Source organism: Photorhabdus tasmaniensis (genome assembly GCF_011189505.1).
GTDB lineage: Bacteria > Pseudomonadota > Gammaproteobacteria > Enterobacterales > Enterobacteriaceae > Photorhabdus > Photorhabdus tasmaniensis.
The window spans coordinates 51506-66043 of sequence record NZ_PUJU01000019.1 but is presented as its reverse complement, the minus strand read 5'-3'; the positions used below and the strand labels follow the sequence as shown (position 1 = coordinate 66043).

The following is a 14538-nucleotide window of genomic DNA, read 5'->3' as shown; positions in this document are numbered from 1 at the left end:
TTGTGATACTTAACGCACATTAAGGAGATGAAAAATGTCTAATCAAACTGTGAATGAACAATATCCGCGATATGCGGTGGCAGAAGGAGAAAAACGTGCTATACGCACGATTAAGTTATTTATCTCTCTGGGTTTTATCGCAGAGGCTGGATTTCTTTTAATGAGTTTTATTTTATTTCCCGACAATGGCCCGCTGGTATGGCGTCTGGTATGGGCTCTTGGTTTATGCGGTATTGGCATGGGGGCCGCGGTTGGGGGATTGACCTATCTGCTCTCAGCCCGTTTTATGCTTGGAAGCACTGGAGCTTATATCATGACCGCAGTGAGTAGCGCTCTGTTTTTCAGTGTTTGCCAGACACTTTGCTGGGGGCTGGATCACAACGTGGGGCTGAACTATTGGGGTTCAATAGAAATGCCGTTGTTATTCCTTATTAAGGGATACACTGCTGCACTCATTGCTGGCATTTTGGGCAGTTTTCTTCTTAACTCGATAAAAGGTGCAAGATTCCTTGACTGTCTAAAGGTGTTTTAGTGAATAAAGAATCGAGTTTGCCCAACAGCTTTGCTATTTCCGTATTTCTGGCTGTGCTGGCTGCGTGTCTGAATTTTATATTGTGGCGTGCCGATATTCTGGAAATGGCGCACAACACTGCGCTGAAAGGGTTAATGGCTGTTTGGTATATATTGGGCTGGGGTTTTGCTCCAGGTTGCCTGACCGCTCTCACCATCAATTCAATCAGAACAAGATTATCTCAGATGGTAGGGGCGGTGGTCGCCATGCTGATAAGTTTTCTGCTGGTGACGGGGATTTGCGGCCTGGTTTATGCCTACCTGACAAACTCTGCTTTCATGCAGATTGCTATGGGTGGCGAGGCTCATCATTATTCCCCGGTAAGCCAGGGAACTATTCTTGGTTTTATTGCGCAGTTGCTACCCAGTTTATGTGCGATCGTTATCTCGATAATAAATGCTTTTTCAATAAAAGTGGGAAAGCGGTTCAGGTGATAAGATTTGAATTTCTGGCACCGAAATTGTTGTTTTGGATTTATAGGTTATATAGGTCTATATATATTTCTCAAGCCAACTTCTGAAGCTCCATACAGTGAGCTTCAGGTCCTCCGACGTTTCTTTCCTTCTCTGTGTATTGAATATCATTTTGAATGTAGCCGTCATTCCGCACCTAATTCCTGATTTAAAAATAGTGTGATCTTTCGCATGTTTTGTGTATTTATTCTGGCCATCAACGAAATGGATAATGATGTGCTTGATATGGCAGCATTACTTTCCACTTACAAAGCCCAACAAAAGGTTGAGCGGGGCTTCAGCGCGTTGGGTGTTTTTAACCTTCGAAGGAATTAACACCTTTGAATTTCAAGAACACCGGATGGTGACGGGAATGCAGCCATACTAGAATGCATTGTTGAAAATATTGGGTCAATTATATGAGTCTTTTTATTCCCGAATGACAAAATCAGAAGGTGGCTGGATTGTCGCGATTTAGGTTTGGATGATGACACTTTGCAACGAGCCTTAACTACAAAAAGCCAAAATAGTCGTTTCAATGGGATGGAGTTTTGACGATCAGGGGAAAGAGTTTATCAGAATAAACTTAGGTTGTCCTCGTCAATATCTTGAAAAAGCAATCATTGGTTTAGTTCAGCTAACACCACTCGACAACAAAGCAGGGCGTTAATAGCCCTGCGTTAATTCTATTATCATACCTAAAGCTTCATAATAAAAGTTTCGGGTAATGCATTTCCTCTCATTGATTTTTATATGAGAAGTTCATGTTAATCTTGAAAACTAAGATATCTGCTCGGCCATATTTCGCAAGGCTCGCAATCCAAAGCAGTAGCAATGAGCCGTTCACCTTTAGGCCAAGGACGGTGCATCGCATTACTTAAGGTGGATGATGCAAGCCCCGCTTCTCTTGAAACAGCAGATAATGACGTTCCCCGTTTTTTAAGCTCCGCAATAATATCCGCTGGGTGCCAGTCGTCTTTTACAATCATTCCTTTCTTTTCTCCTCAGTTTGGTTATTCAAAGTGCTATATTCATACTTTCTTCAAATTGATATTTTTATATTTCTCAAGCAGCATTAGATATGCTTAACCACTCATAATGAATAGATATTCATAATAATTTGAACGTATTTAAAAAAAATTTATAAACAATGTATTAACGTTTCATTCTTGTTTAAGAATAATGCATATATCGAACATAATCCCTTTCTCAAAATCGTTACTTCAGGCTGTAGTATTCTTGGTTTTTCTGAAGGTTAATTTGCGAGGCAAGAACAGTATGGGGGCAGTGATAGAAGTGCTTCAATACATACTAAAACCTGGTATGGGAATGACATTTCACTCCGTCATGGAAAATCAAAGTGTTCCACTTCATCAGCAGTGTGGGATGAGGGGGCTGAGGTTTGGTAACTCTCTGCATGATGTTGATAGTTACTACCTGGCGCGAACATTTCAGAATATGTCAGACCAATTAAAACATTTTTATGATGATCTACGTTGGAAAAAAGGGCCGCAGGCTGCCATCATTGAAATGACCAATGATAGTCACTGTGTATAGATAGTATCGTCATAAAATGCTTAACCAAAGAGCGAGACAGCGGATCTGAACGCCAGCAAGAAATGAGCCACTATTTTTGGCATAACGGGTCGCTATACCACGCCAGCGTTTAAAATAGCGCGACAGGATATTTTAATGCAACAAAAAGATAATTTATTAACAAACGAAAATGATATGTCCTTGAAAAGGATCGGGGAAAACCTTAGCTATCTGATGAGTAAGCACGGTATTGAAGCACAACGGTTGAGCGATGAAACTGGGATCGGCATTGCCACTATCAACAATCTTAGAAGGGGTAATGGGAACCCAACGATCGCGACACTTTCATCCATTGCGGAATTTTTTCAGATCAGGGTTGGTACACTTACCGATGTGGATTTTACCTCAGTGGGGGAGCCTCCAAGTAATATTAAGAGGATTCCTTTGATCCGATATAATGATATAGAAAACTATCTATCAAAAAAAACCAATTTTACAAGTAGTTATACAACTGAGGTGGACAATATTAATGATGATTCATTATGTGCTATTGAAATTACTAACAATGTCATGTCACCAGAATTAGAACGGGGAACACTTTGTATTATCTCGCAAAATGAGCTTTTCTGTGACGGAGACATAGTGTTAGTCAAAACAAAAAGTTACCCTATTTGCTTGCGAAGAGTTTTTGTTGGTGAGAATGGTTTTCAGTTTTCCAATATTTCCTTGGAATCTGATAGTTCACCCGTAGAATATACCGATTATACTATTTTTGGGGTTCTATTGAAAACAATTAAAAGGTTGAAATAGATGAAAATTAATATTTCCATATTTAAAGCAATTCAGAGAATATTTTCACCAGATTATATTTATACGATAGATAAAAGCATCGATTATAAGACAGAAAATTATTGGTTTTTCAAAGAGTTTGGTACACAAACGTATGTAAAGAAAACCTATGAACAACTTATGAATAGCGATTTTTTTCGTGAAGTAAATCCTAAAGATATTGCATTTATTGCCGAAACAGAGGCAAGAAAAAAGCTGATAGATACTAAATTATCCATCAGTGAAGAAACGAGATGCGGTGTTTACACAATAACTAACGGCAACAATGAAATCACTGTCACCGGAAAAGAGTTTATGAAAGACCGAGAATTGATCGATAATACCGCAGGCGTTGATGCCACGAGGATCGCCTTCTACACGGGATTGAGAAAAGGCAGAGAAATATCAAACAAGTTGGCACAACAAAAACCGTCAGATCACAAATTTAATCAGCCTTTGAAGTTGGTTAAATGAAGTAAGTTTCAACAAATACTGGTTCATTGAAAGATATGATATTAAAACCACTCGTATTTACCGTATTGACATAATTCGTTCCATTCTCCCACTGATAACATACAGCCGGGGAAACAGATAATAGAAGGTCGCCTATTTTTCGTTGAAAAAGTGTATGTGCATGACCTGAGCCAACAAATTTTACTGGGTATTTTTGGCACAATGTAAGTAATTCCTTTGTGTTCTGTAAGTTGCATATATCTACCAAAGGTGTACCGACAGGTAATAGATGATGATGCAAAAATAAAGCGATATTTCTATGACCAGAACGCCTCATTTTTTCTTCTAGTTTTTCAATTTCATCTTCATCTACCTTTCCGTAATCTTTACCTTCAACCACGCTGTTCAGACTGATAAAACTCCATTCATCATTAGATAAGTCTTCAATATTTTTAATATTTTTCTGACCAATACTGTTATGTAACAGCACCGCTGGATTATCATGATTACCCGGCAGAATAGCATAGGGCAGATTCAGACATGCTAGTTCCTGAAAAAAAATCTTATATGACTGCTCTCCGCCATCATGAGATATATCACCAGTGATCACTAACGCATCAATGTTCAGTATCCTCTTATGCTTAAGAATAAATTTAATAGTTTCAATATAGTGATTATCGTTGTTTTCTTTAAGGTCACAGTAATTAGAAAAAATATGAATATCAGTAAGTTGAAGAATTCTCATTATGGTTTTCTCTCATTTTTTTCAGTAAAAACATTGAGAGGATTATACGATGTATTCCAATCGAAATAATCCGTCTTTTCTATTTTTTTAACCAAGTCAACCAAACAAACAGCAAGCGGCAACAAGCAAATTGACATAAATACTTTATAGCTCCAAGTTGTAGATATTATATTTATCAATTCATTTATGTTATATTTACCAGATAAACTTATAGGGTATGAAGTCAGCAATAATGCAGCCTGTGTAGACATTGAAGCTATCAAGTATCGGATGAAAAAATATTGACCGGAAAAAACTATTTTTAGTTTGGATATTACTATGCCGTTGAAAAAATAAGATATCGGGACAGAAAACCACGTACCGATCATCACCCGCCAGAATTCATGATAGAGAGCGTAGTAGTTTTCTGCAATAACATTATTTTCGCTTTGAATAACTGAGGTAATATTCAGCAGTAGTACATAAATGGTCTGACAGAAAACCATAATCCATACCGATCTCACTGCCAATTTATAGCCATATACTTCTGTTAATAATGTAGAGAAGAGAAAGCATAAAGAAAAAATAATACCACTGGCTGTAATTTTAAGTTGATAAATGTCATATACTTTATATACCAGTGTGTCACAGGTGATCATTATAGTCACAGTTAAACCAACAAAAAAACCATACAGCTTGTATGTAGAAAGCATTTACCTTGTCCTTACAGAAGATGAGTTTAAATATTAGCGAATTTTATTCTAATGAGTTTTTTATTATAATTCCAAGTCAAGCTGTTAGTTCCAATTTAGCACTGATAACATCCAGCCAGAGCGCTAAAAGTCATTTTTTTTCACATTCACTAAATCATTGTCATTAATTCAGCATTCCCATTGTAGCAGCAGACAGATTGACAAGAGAGTTTTTGTTTGAAAGTTTTCAAGGCTGGAAACATTGCTACCACAAAGATCTTTAATAGTTTCCACCGTATACGAAAACGGCTTTTCGTGGCTACTGTAGAAGGCCTAGTGGAAACAAAGCTACGATTTGACAATTTTTATCTTATTTGTTGATATGTCAATTTATTATAGACAATGGTAGGACAGTGTACAAAAACTATGTCCGATAAATATGTGGTGTCCAAAAATCATTTTGTATACCTCAAAATGCAGTAACCGAAGCCGAACAGTTACGGGCAGAGTCAAATGTCGTCAAATCATAGCTTGGTTCCTAATAAGCCGATAACGGGCTTTCACCACTTTCTAGCCTCCTAGCGAAAATTTCATTATTTGTTTCCTGTTGCTTTAGCAATCGCAGAGCAGAGCGCATGACTTCACTCACAGAGTTGTAATGGCCGCTGTCTATTAACCGACGATAAAAGAATCAAGTTGTTCGCCAATCGTAACACTTGTTGTTCTGACCAGAACACCACTAGGCTAACTATCATAGCCGTGATACCCGCTTGTAATAAGTACTCTGACCGGCATACCATGCGCATCCACGGCCAGGTGTATCTTGCTATTGAGCCCCCTTTTGTACGCCCCATATCCTGATTGCCACCTTCCGCCCCTGCGGCATGGGGATGAACCTTAATGTGACTGGCGTCAATCATCAGCCATTCGAAATCCGGTTCAGAGATGAGTTCTTCAAGCAATCCTTCCCATACGCCTTTGTCACGCCACCGACAAAAACGGCGATGCATATTTTTCCAATCGCCATAATCGGGGGGTAAATCTCGCCAGGGGGCTCCTGTCCGTAAAATCCAGAATACCGCATTAATAAATAGTCGATTATCATAAGCGACACGTCCCTAGGTGCCCTGACGTCCTGGTAAGTGAGGCTCAAGTAAATGCCAAACACGATCAGAGATATCGTGACGACACTATCTAGGTGTCCGCCTGTTTAACCAATATGTTGTGGGGCACCGCCAGGTATACACGCAGGTATGTCTGCTGGTGGATGTAAAGATGATGGCGTAGTCCCGTCGCCGATCTGTACTGCCGCTTTACTCTTGCTTACCGGCAATTTGATACTTTTGGTTGCCACGGCCGTATTACCATATTCGTCTTTAGAAATAACAACCACGAAAAGTGCTTCGGCAGCTAATGCTGTGATGTTGTAGTATTTTTTGGTGTCAACTTTCGCCTGCCAGTTAACCAAATCGCCATCAAATGGTGTCTTTATCCCATTAACATAAATACGCGTTGTCGCAATTTTACTTATGTCCTTCGCCGTACCAGAAATTGTAAGCGTAGTACCAGCAAGAGATGCATTCAATACTAACACCGGGGGCAGTTTATCTGTACGTTGCACCGGTGGAACTGTTTTTCCGTCTGAGTAGTCCAGTATTTCGTCGGCCAATGGGGGAACCCGGGTTGCTATGGTTCTGTTATTGGTGGCGAATTCATAAGCGTATGCGTACCGAAGAAGATCGTTGTCGCTGTAAGCTGGGCCAATGAATGTTAAGTTAACAGGAATACCAGTGTCCTTCATGGTCCCCATGCTCACTGAAACACTTGGGATGCCCAAGTGACGGAGAACATAGTTGGTGTTTGAGTAAAAGTTACCGTTCTGCAATGCTTCTTCGTACGAGACATCATTGACATCTGCGTTGGCCTTACCGATGTTGCTGTTTGCGGGAAAAACAATGAGATCAAGCTTCTCCGCCTTCATCCAGTCCTCAAGGTCTATCTTTCGCGTTTCTTCGAGGCCGCGGAGCATAGTCGCAAAACCCGGTAATTTCTCGATGGGCTGGACCCCAGCTTTGATTGTGTCGATGAGCAATTTATAATCTGAATTTCGATTAAATCCGCGACACGCATCGACGGATCCTGGCGGGTTCGGAAATACTGTTGCCGGGTCGATATTAGTCCAAGAAGGGAAATTCGGGTCTCCTACGTTCTTGAGGAACTCTTCGGCCACATAGGAATTTATATAGTTAAACTCCAATTCCATCCAGTCGAGTGGAATAAGTCCGCGTTCTTCCATTGTTCTAGTACCTACACGGTCCCCCTCATAATTATTCTGGAGTGGGAAATCGATTTCAATCACGTCAGCACCAAGCGCACGAAGGTTTGCAGCAGCCTTATCCCAAAGTTCAATGATAGACGGCCTGATGCGAATGGGAGCACTTCCACCAAAATCTTTGCCAATGTACATCTTTGGAACGCCAACTCTTCGTCCCTTCAACGAATTTGTGTCCCTGAGTTCAAGATAGGTTTTAGGGCGTGCTGAAGTCACAGCAGGTAGTTTGACAACCTTCTGATGACGCCAGAGGTCTCCCTCTGTGATCGGATCATCAACCACTACCACATCCAAGACTCGAAGCATATCCTCAACAGTACGTGTATGCGGGACAACCACATCACGTATAGGGTACAGAGGCCAATTGCCTCGGATTGAGATCAATCCACGTGAAGGAGTATAGGCCACCAGAGCATTGTTAGAAGCAGGTGAACGACCAGACGACACGGTTTCCTCTCCCATCCCGAAGGCCGCAAAATTTGCAGCCGTTGCGGTAGCTGAACCGTTCGATGAACCGGAAGACCATGCGGCCGTAAGATAGTCGGCGTTGTAGGGACTTTCCGCACGACCATAAACACCTCGCTGCATGCCACCGGCTGCCATCGGAGGCATGTTTGTTTTTCCGATGAGAACCCCACCAGACTCCCGAATCTTTTTAATCGTGAAGGCATCATCTTTTGCTATCAGCTTTTTGAAGGCAGGCGATCCCGCAGCTACGGTGAGACCAGCAACCATATAGCTATCCTTAACAGTGTAAGGGATCCCGTGAAGAGGCCCGAGTATAATGCCTTCAGACCGCAGACGGTCTGCCTCCGCAGCCTCCTCAAACACTCTTGGATTTAAGACAGGAATGGAGTTCAGTTTTATACCATTGAGATCATAGGCATATACTCGGTTCAGGTACATTGTCGTCAATTCGACACTCGACAACGCACCAGCCTCCATCGCTTGCTGCATCTGTTTGATGGTTGCTTCTTGCAGCGAAAAAATCCGCGTGTTGGATGCATCAGCAGTTGGCATGAATACCATGTTCATGAATAATGAGCCCATCACTACTAGTACGTTGTTAGGTATGCTCCCGGTGAACTTCCTTAACCAGAATAGCCATGCATTACATGTAATAGGTTGACCTGACTGAATGGCAGTTATACTTTCTAAATCCATAATTAATCTCCAATAATGGATAAACGTAAGGATTCGTTAATTTTTTAATAGATAAATAAGTTATGTTTTATTTAATTTATATAACCATTAGTTGTCTTTTTTTGCTAAGGGCACATACTTGATGATGCCGCGCACGATAAATTTCACCTATCCGCTCGATAAATGAAGCGACAATTGCATTTCATCTATTGAAAAATTTTCACACAACTAGCGCCATAAATTACGGCTGCAATTTACCCATTTTTCCTTTGAATCTGTAGCACGGTAACCAATTCTGCACAGTTAGACGGTATATTTTGCACTTATTAAACGGGGTTAACACTTCTATCATAATGCACAGTACAGAATAAAATGCCTAATTAGATGAAAATGATTGGAATACATGCAGCTATGATTTTAGCTGAACTTGTACCTACTTGGGTGACCGGGTAGGTCTACTCACCTTAGACCCCTTAAGGATTACGAAGAATGGCTCAATATTGTTAAGGATAAAGCGTTTCGGGCTGGCGTTCCTCTCAGGGCAGAACTGCTCGCGTTAGTTTATAATTCTGGTGACAATCTCGGTCTTGAAGCCGAAGCAGAAAGTTTGGGGTTCAATTCTTCACGTATTCATCCAGATATTTATATGAACGAACTTCTGGTCGGTATGCGTATGATTCACCAGGTTCTTCCTGCGATATTGAAGAAGCTGGAAATTGACAAAGAATTTGAACTGGATCCATCTGCTTTTCATATAGGATGATTCCGTTATTGAACACCAGTTCATCTGGCAGCCATCTAAAACCGGGATGTTTTGCCAGATGTATAACGAGTGTATAAGACAGAACTTTAACTGAAATAGCAATTATTCTTAAGTGCATCTTTCGTTATGAAAGCATACTGAAATCTGATGCCAGACAGCTGCGTATACAATTACACATGACTGTAAGAAAGTTTCGGTACAGTTAGAACGATTTTGCAGGCGAAGATGTATTGACATGCCCAGAATTCTCTTCTCAGTTAGCCACTAACACTTTATTAACGAATAATCCTACTCCTGCACAAAAGTCACAACGCCTGCGCACACGCCCAGGCGGAACTCCATGCCCACTGGAAATTGTAGCCACCAAGCCAGCCAGTGACGTCTACCACCTCACCGATAAAATAGAGTCCTTTTACCTGATTAGCCTCCATTGTTTTGGATGAAAGCTGATGAGTGTCCACGCCGCCCATCGTCACTTCAGCAGTACGATAGCCTTCAGTACCATTGGGTTGTACTTGCCATGATTGAAGATTTGTCATCAATTGTTTTTGCTGAACTGAGTTCAATTGCTTAAGAGAAACATCTGGGAGTTGACCGAGTGTTTGCAGACATTCTGTCAGCCTCTTCGGTAATAATTTTGCCAAGGTATTCTTTACGCTTTGGTTTGGGTGAGCACTCCGTTCTTTCTCCAGAAACGTTTCCAGATCAATATTTGGAAGTAAGTTAATACTCACAAACTCTCCCGGCTGCCAATAACTGGAAATTTGTAAAATTGCCGGGCCGGAAAGTCCTCGGTGGGTAAACAGGATATTTTCTTTGAATAGCGTACCATTTTCAGCGGTGGCAATGGCGGGAACGGACACACCGGAAAGCATATGAAGTTGCTCCAGTAATGGTTTATGCAGAGTAAAAGGCACGAGAGCGGCGCGGGTTGACAAGACTTTCAGGCCAAACTGTTCTGCAACCCGATAACCAAAAGGGGTTGCGCCAAGGCCTGGCATAGATAACCCACCGGAAGCGATGACTAGTGAGCGTGTACTTACTTCTTTTCCATTAACAGTGATAACGAAACCCAGCTCTTTTTTTTCTACGTGGTTAACTTCGCTACGCAGACGAACAGTGACCTGACCAGCCTCACACTCTTTTAGCAACATATCAACTATCTGTTGAGCTGAATCATCGCAAAAAAGCTGTCCCAGGGTTTTTTCGTAGTAAGCAATGCCATGGCTCTGGACCAGCTCAATAAAATCCCACTGTGTATAGCGGGCCAGGGCAGATTTGCAGAAATGGGGATTAGCGGAAAGATAAGCTGATGGCTCCGTGTACATATTAGTGAAGTTACAACGCCCACCGCCGGACATCAAAATCTTACGCCCGGTTTTTTTGCCATTGTCTAGAACCAGCACCCGTAAACCACGTTGTCCGGCTTGAGCTGCGCAAAACAGACCGGCTGCACCGGCACCCACAATAACTACATCAAATCTTTCCACTATTTCTCTCTTTATAACCGAATAATTTAGCGGGAACTTCCCTTAAAGTGTTGCATTTTTGATAATTTTGCGGGAAAAAGTTCCCGTATGACCTGAATTTGTCAGATAAACTTATTTTTTGTCTTAAAATTGTCAATTTTTTAAAAGATATGCAATTTTATGATATATAAGGAATATTCTCATTTCTTATTGTTATCTGGTTGTCATGAAATCAAAAAAAGTTCATATTTCACTTTCCCCGCTAGCATTTGTCACTGATAATGCGCCGCGTTCATGTCCAACTAACTGGCTTAACGTTTATGCTACATCTTTTTACTGGCCTGGATTTTCACACCAGCCTAATGTTAGTACTGGCACTGCTGTTTGTGCTGTTTTATGAAGCCATTAATGGCTTTCATGATACCGCGAATGCGGTAGCAACAGTTATTTATACCCGTGCTATGCGAGCACAGTTCGCAGTTGTCATGGCTGGGGTATTTAACTTTTTTGGTGTTCTTCTTGGTGGATTAAGTGTCGCCTACGCGATTGTACATTTACTCCCTACCGATCTTCTGCTCAATGTCAGTTCTGCTCATGGTCTTGCCATGGTGTTTTCCATGCTGCTGGCTGCCATTGTCTGGAATCTTGGTACCTGGTATTTCGGTTTACCTGCATCCAGTTCTCATACCCTGATTGGTTCCATTATTGGTATCGGCTTGACCAATGCCATCGTGACCAACTCTTCTGTGGTTGATGCACTGAATGTGCCGAAGATGATACAGATTTTCCTGTCGTTGATCCTCTCTCCTTTCATCGGATTGATCATTGCTGGGGCAATCGTGTTTCTGCTGCGCCGTTACTGGAGTAGCACCAAGAAACGCAAACGTATTCATCTGACACCCGCTGAACGTGAGAAGAAAGACGGTAAACGTAAACCACCTTTCTGGACGCGTACTGCGCTAATTTTGTCTGCGGTAGGAGTAAGTTTCTCTCATGGGGCGAATGATGGTCAGAAAGGCATTGGTTTAATTATGCTGGTGCTGATCGGCGTAGCTCCGGCGGGATTTGTCGTAAACATGAATGCTAATGGCTATGACATTGCCCGTACTTACGATGCAGTTACTCACCTGCAACAATATTATCAGCAGCATGGTACCGCGTTATCTCATGCCATTGAACTGACGCCATTGGTTGCTGTTGTTGAAGATGAGCCGGAAGGGCGATTCCATTGTGACAGTACTCGCGCTGTAGTTGTTCTTAATCAGACAGAAAGCATATTGAAGGGCATTCAGAGCTATAGTGGGCTGGATCCTGAACAGCGTAACAATATGCGCCGTATGTTGATGTGTATTGCCGATACTGCGGAATCTGTGGCTAAACTGCCGGAAACCAGTGCTGAAGATGCCCGTTTTCTGAATAAACTGCGTAAAGACTTATTGCATACTGTTGAGTATGCACCTGTCTGGATCATCATTGCGGTGGCACTGGCACTGTCCTTGGGAACTATGGTTGGCTGGCAACGCGTTGCGGTGACTATCGGCGAGAAGATTGGTAAGAAAGGTATGACCTACGCACAGGGTGTTTCAGCGCAGATGACTGCGGCTGTTTCAATTGGTGTTGCGAGTTATACCGGGATGCCGGTTTCGACTACACAGGTTCTTTCCTCTGCGGTAGCGGGGACGATGTTGGTTGATGGTGGTGGTGTTCAGGGTAAAACAATCAAGAACATCATGTTGGCTTGGATACTGACGCTACCGGTTTCAATTGGGTTATCTGGTATTTTTTACTGGTACGCTTTGAAACTGATTTAATTGTTTTGATGAAAAATTTGAAGGCGGTATGGGTTAACTATACCGCCTTCTTGTTTTAGTACCAAATCAACATAGAAATCAGACAAACAACAACTAATCCACTCAGCGCGCTCGTCAGAATAAATTGCCTTCTCAGCCGTTCACAGCGGAGCACCACTTCTGGATCATGATGATCCAGGTAACGTTGTGAATTGATATAGTGCACGAGCCTTATCTGCTTATTGAGCTGTCCATGAGCAGTAAAAAAACCGTTACCGTCTACTGATTGATAAAGCAAGGGATCGGACTGGCGAAGAATAGACAACAATGCCCGCAGTGAAGAGAAGTAGCGCATCATATTCATAATGCAGACAAGACACAGCGCCCAAAACAGTACAATTGAACTGAACATAATCCCCCTCCTTAGAATGGTTTAGCCAAAGCTGTCACAAAAGGAAAAAAATCAAAATTGCAGGCGGTGATGCCTTATATTTATTGTAGGAAAGATAGTCAGATAGTACAAAAAACCCTTCTTTGGAGCAAAGTTATTGTCTTTCTTTAGCGTGGCGGTTAAGTCGTGGTGATTGTAGTATATGAGCATTTTTGGGTGGAAGTGGAGAAGCATAATTATTACATTAAATACGCCTGAAAAAGGATTATTAACATAATCGATAATAAAGAAAAATTAATTAAGATTTCTCTTTAAAGGCAAATTTTTTAAAAATAGATTGCTGTCATTACTCATTATAGATTTTTTTGCGCGCCTATCCAAAACACAAAATCAACGGTATTTGTTGAATCAACTGTTAATGAGGTGATAGCAAAGCGAATGGCAAAGAAACAGCAAATGCAATGACTGCGTAAAAAATACACATATTTTTATGCTCTCCTAAGCGCTCTGGAGACGCAGCCAGCGCTACGGTCAATGAATCGGCTGATAACTCGCATTAAGACGTTTAGCCAATCTCTCAAGTTGCTTATCCAATGTCCAAAGTCTTGCTCCTGGCGTTATCAGGGTCGATGCCAGCAACGTAATATCAACCAAACCACATCCAAGCCCGTACAGTTTTTCGTTTTCAATAAACGCCATCACTTCGGCAATACTGGCCTGATGGCTCGGAGGTAAGAGACCTAGATCACCAAGTGTTCGCAGTCTTGGAGCCGGAGGGGTACCACAGGCTATCTCTGCCAATATCATTGGATGAATCAGAACCAGATCCCAGCTCAGCAACTGAATCAACCCGTCATTCCGGTTTTTGAAATGGTCAACCCAGACGGACGTATCAACCAAAATAGTCATTGTGCGGATGGCTCCTCGCGGCGGGGAATCATCTGCATTTCAGGCGATGCACCGCCGAGCGAAGCCAGCCTTTTTGCCGCCTGCACCCGAACAAACGTTTTCACCGCTTCCCGGAAAATATCAGCTTTGTCCATGCTAGGATCGGCCATTTCCAGCGCCTGTGCATACAGTACATCATCAATCGTGACAGTAGTTCGCATTTGATTACCTCATTGGTTCAGATATTGATGTAATATTGCATCAATATCTGAACCAATGCAAGAGCATAAATCATCGAGTGCAATTGCTGTTAACCTGTTGCCATTTTAGGTGATTTGGCAATAGCTTTTTGCAATGGATAAGCCACTGACCTACTGGTTTGCAAAATAGGATCCCATGCAAAAAACTCGATTTGAGCATGGAAAAACATAGATTGGAACATGGATTGGATAAGAAAGACTATAAACCCAAGGCTTGATTTTGTTCTCTATCAAGTGGAAGGAATA

General features: G+C 41.8%; 15 protein-coding genes and 4 pseudogenes. 8 read left to right on the top strand and 11 right to left on the bottom strand.

What is annotated here, in order from left to right; translation table 11 throughout:
• Nucleotides 1-34 precede the first annotated feature (34 nt).
• From C5471_RS11105 to C5471_RS11095, 3 genes and pseudogenes are all read left to right on the top strand, one after another.
• A complete protein-coding gene (locus C5471_RS11105; protein WP_133814495.1) occupies nt 35-532 on the top strand; it encodes a hypothetical protein in 498 nt (165 codons plus the stop codon).
• Nucleotides 532-1005, top strand: coding sequence for a hypothetical protein (locus C5471_RS11100; RefSeq protein ID WP_133814494.1), 474 nt, complete (start codon nt 532-534; stop codon nt 1003-1005). The genes C5471_RS11105 and C5471_RS11100 overlap by 1 nt, the downstream gene beginning before the upstream one ends.
• A gap of 222 nt (nt 1006-1227) precedes the next feature.
• Nucleotides 1228-1411: pseudogene (locus C5471_RS11095) on the top strand (hypothetical protein); the annotation flags it as partial.
• A gap of 379 nt (nt 1412-1790) precedes the next feature.
• On the opposite strand, the gene C5471_RS11090 reads toward C5471_RS11095, so the two are convergent.
• On the bottom strand, nt 1791-2012 hold the full coding sequence (locus tag C5471_RS11090) for a helix-turn-helix domain-containing protein (RefSeq protein WP_133814493.1): 222 nt from the start codon (nt 2010-2012) through the stop codon (nt 1791-1793).
• Nucleotides 2013-2301: 289 nt separating this feature from the next.
• On the opposite strand from C5471_RS11090, the gene C5471_RS11085 reads away from it, so the two are divergent.
• Nucleotides 2302-2580: an NIPSNAP family protein gene (locus tag C5471_RS11085; RefSeq protein WP_133814492.1), complete on the top strand. Its 279-nt coding sequence runs from the start codon at nt 2302-2304 to the stop codon at nt 2578-2580.
• Between the two features lie 9 nt (nt 2581-2589).
• Here C5471_RS11085 and C5471_RS11080 read toward each other — a convergent pair.
• Nucleotides 2590-2697, bottom strand: a pseudogene (locus C5471_RS11080) (IS5/IS1182 family transposase); the annotation flags it as partial.
• 18 nt (nt 2698-2715) lie between these two features.
• On the opposite strand from C5471_RS11080, the gene C5471_RS11075 reads away from it, so the two are divergent.
• A complete protein-coding gene (locus C5471_RS11075; protein ID WP_133814491.1) occupies nt 2716-3369 on the top strand; it encodes a helix-turn-helix domain-containing protein in 654 nt (217 codons plus the stop codon).
• Entirely contained in the window at nt 3370-3861 is a 492-nt protein-coding gene (locus C5471_RS11070) for a hypothetical protein (protein WP_133814490.1), read from the top strand.
• Here the strand turns inward: C5471_RS11070 and C5471_RS11065 are convergent.
• From C5471_RS11065 to C5471_RS11045, 5 genes and pseudogenes are all read right to left on the bottom strand, one after another.
• Entirely contained in the window at nt 3854-4585 is a 732-nt protein-coding gene (locus C5471_RS11065; protein ID WP_133814489.1) for a metallophosphoesterase family protein, read from the bottom strand. The genes C5471_RS11070 and C5471_RS11065 overlap by 8 nt on opposite strands.
• Nucleotides 4585-5277 carry a VUT family protein gene (locus C5471_RS11060; RefSeq protein ID WP_133814488.1) on the bottom strand — a complete coding sequence of 231 codons (693 nt, stop codon included), beginning with the start codon at nt 5275-5277 and terminating at the stop codon, nt 4585-4587. Before C5471_RS11060 ends, C5471_RS11065 begins: the two co-directional genes overlap by 1 nt.
• Before the next feature lie 517 nt (nt 5278-5794).
• Nucleotides 5795-5893 (bottom strand): hypothetical protein, encoded by a 99-nt coding sequence (locus C5471_RS25300; RefSeq protein ID WP_387466833.1) that lies wholly within the window; start codon nt 5891-5893, stop codon nt 5795-5797.
• 128 nt (nt 5894-6021) lie between these two features.
• A pseudogene (locus C5471_RS11050) lies at nt 6022-6434 on the bottom strand (IS5 family transposase); the annotation flags it as partial.
• 32 nt (nt 6435-6466) lie between these two features.
• Nucleotides 6467-8752 carry an amidase gene (locus C5471_RS11045; RefSeq protein ID WP_207627297.1) on the bottom strand — a complete coding sequence of 762 codons (2286 nt, stop codon included), beginning with the start codon at nt 8750-8752 and terminating at the stop codon, nt 6467-6469.
• 454 nt (nt 8753-9206) lie between these two features.
• On the opposite strand from C5471_RS11045, the pseudogene C5471_RS24330 reads away from it, so the two are divergent.
• A pseudogene (locus tag C5471_RS24330) lies at nt 9207-9494 on the top strand (XRE family transcriptional regulator); the annotation flags it as partial.
• Between the two features lie 305 nt (nt 9495-9799).
• Here C5471_RS24330 and C5471_RS11035 read toward each other — a convergent pair.
• Entirely contained in the window at nt 9800-10984 is a 1185-nt protein-coding gene (locus tag C5471_RS11035; RefSeq protein ID WP_133814487.1) for an aminoacetone oxidase family FAD-binding enzyme, read from the bottom strand.
• Nucleotides 10985-11283: 299 nt separating this feature from the next.
• Between C5471_RS11035 and pitA the strand changes: the two genes are divergently transcribed.
• A complete protein-coding gene (gene pitA, locus C5471_RS11030; RefSeq protein WP_133814486.1) occupies nt 11284-12774 on the top strand; it encodes an inorganic phosphate transporter PitA in 1491 nt (496 codons plus the stop codon).
• A 55-nt stretch (nt 12775-12829) separates the two neighbouring features.
• Here pitA and uspB read toward each other — a convergent pair whose 3' ends face one another.
• The 3 genes from uspB to C5471_RS11015 all read right to left on the bottom strand — a co-directional run bounded on the left by uspB (nt 12830) and on the right by C5471_RS11015 (nt 14253).
• Nucleotides 12830-13165, bottom strand: coding sequence for a universal stress protein UspB (gene uspB, locus C5471_RS11025; RefSeq protein WP_133814485.1), 336 nt, complete (start codon nt 13163-13165; stop codon nt 12830-12832).
• Between the two features lie 510 nt (nt 13166-13675).
• A complete protein-coding gene (locus C5471_RS11020) occupies nt 13676-14053 on the bottom strand; it encodes a type II toxin-antitoxin system VapC family toxin (RefSeq protein ID WP_133814484.1) in 378 nt (125 codons plus the stop codon).
• Nucleotides 14050-14253, bottom strand: a complete 204-nt coding sequence (locus C5471_RS11015) for a type II toxin-antitoxin system VapB family antitoxin (protein ID WP_133814483.1) — start codon at nt 14251-14253, stop codon at nt 14050-14052. Before C5471_RS11015 ends, C5471_RS11020 begins: the two co-directional genes overlap by 4 nt.
• Nucleotides 14254-14538: the final 285 nt, after the last annotated feature.

What these genes read in the sequence shown, in the direction of transcription:
- C5471_RS11105 (WP_133814495.1), top strand. Translation starts at nt 35, where the DNA reads ATGTCTAATCAAACTGTGAATGAACAATATCCGCGATATGCGGTGGCA.
- C5471_RS11090 (WP_133814493.1), bottom strand. Translation starts at nt 2,012, where the DNA reads ATGATTGTAAAAGACGACTGGCACCCAGCGGATATTATTGCGGAGCTT.
- C5471_RS11085 (WP_133814492.1), top strand. Translation starts at nt 2,302, where the DNA reads ATGGGGGCAGTGATAGAAGTGCTTCAATACATACTAAAACCTGGTATG.
- C5471_RS11075 (WP_133814491.1), top strand. Translation starts at nt 2,716, where the DNA reads ATGCAACAAAAAGATAATTTATTAACAAACGAAAATGATATGTCCTTG.
- C5471_RS11070 (WP_133814490.1), top strand. Translation starts at nt 3,370, where the DNA reads ATGAAAATTAATATTTCCATATTTAAAGCAATTCAGAGAATATTTTCA.
- C5471_RS11065 (WP_133814489.1), bottom strand. Translation starts at nt 4,585, where the DNA reads ATGAGAATTCTTCAACTTACTGATATTCATATTTTTTCTAATTACTGT.
- C5471_RS11060 (WP_133814488.1), bottom strand. Translation starts at nt 5,277, where the DNA reads ATGCTTTCTACATACAAGCTGTATGGTTTTTTTGTTGGTTTAACTGTG.
- C5471_RS25300 (WP_387466833.1), bottom strand. Translation starts at nt 5,893, where the DNA reads ATGCGCTCTGCTCTGCGATTGCTAAAGCAACAGGAAACAAATAATGAA.
- C5471_RS11045 (WP_207627297.1), bottom strand. Translation starts at nt 8,752, where the DNA reads ATGGATTTAGAAAGTATAACTGCCATTCAGTCAGGTCAACCTATTACA.
- pitA (WP_133814486.1), top strand. Translation starts at nt 11,284, where the DNA reads ATGCTACATCTTTTTACTGGCCTGGATTTTCACACCAGCCTAATGTTA.
- uspB (WP_133814485.1), bottom strand. Translation starts at nt 13,165, where the DNA reads ATGTTCAGTTCAATTGTACTGTTTTGGGCGCTGTGTCTTGTCTGCATT.
- C5471_RS11020 (WP_133814484.1), bottom strand. Translation starts at nt 14,053, where the DNA reads ATGACTATTTTGGTTGATACGTCCGTCTGGGTTGACCATTTCAAAAAC.
- C5471_RS11015 (WP_133814483.1), bottom strand. Translation starts at nt 14,253, where the DNA reads ATGCGAACTACTGTCACGATTGATGATGTACTGTATGCACAGGCGCTG.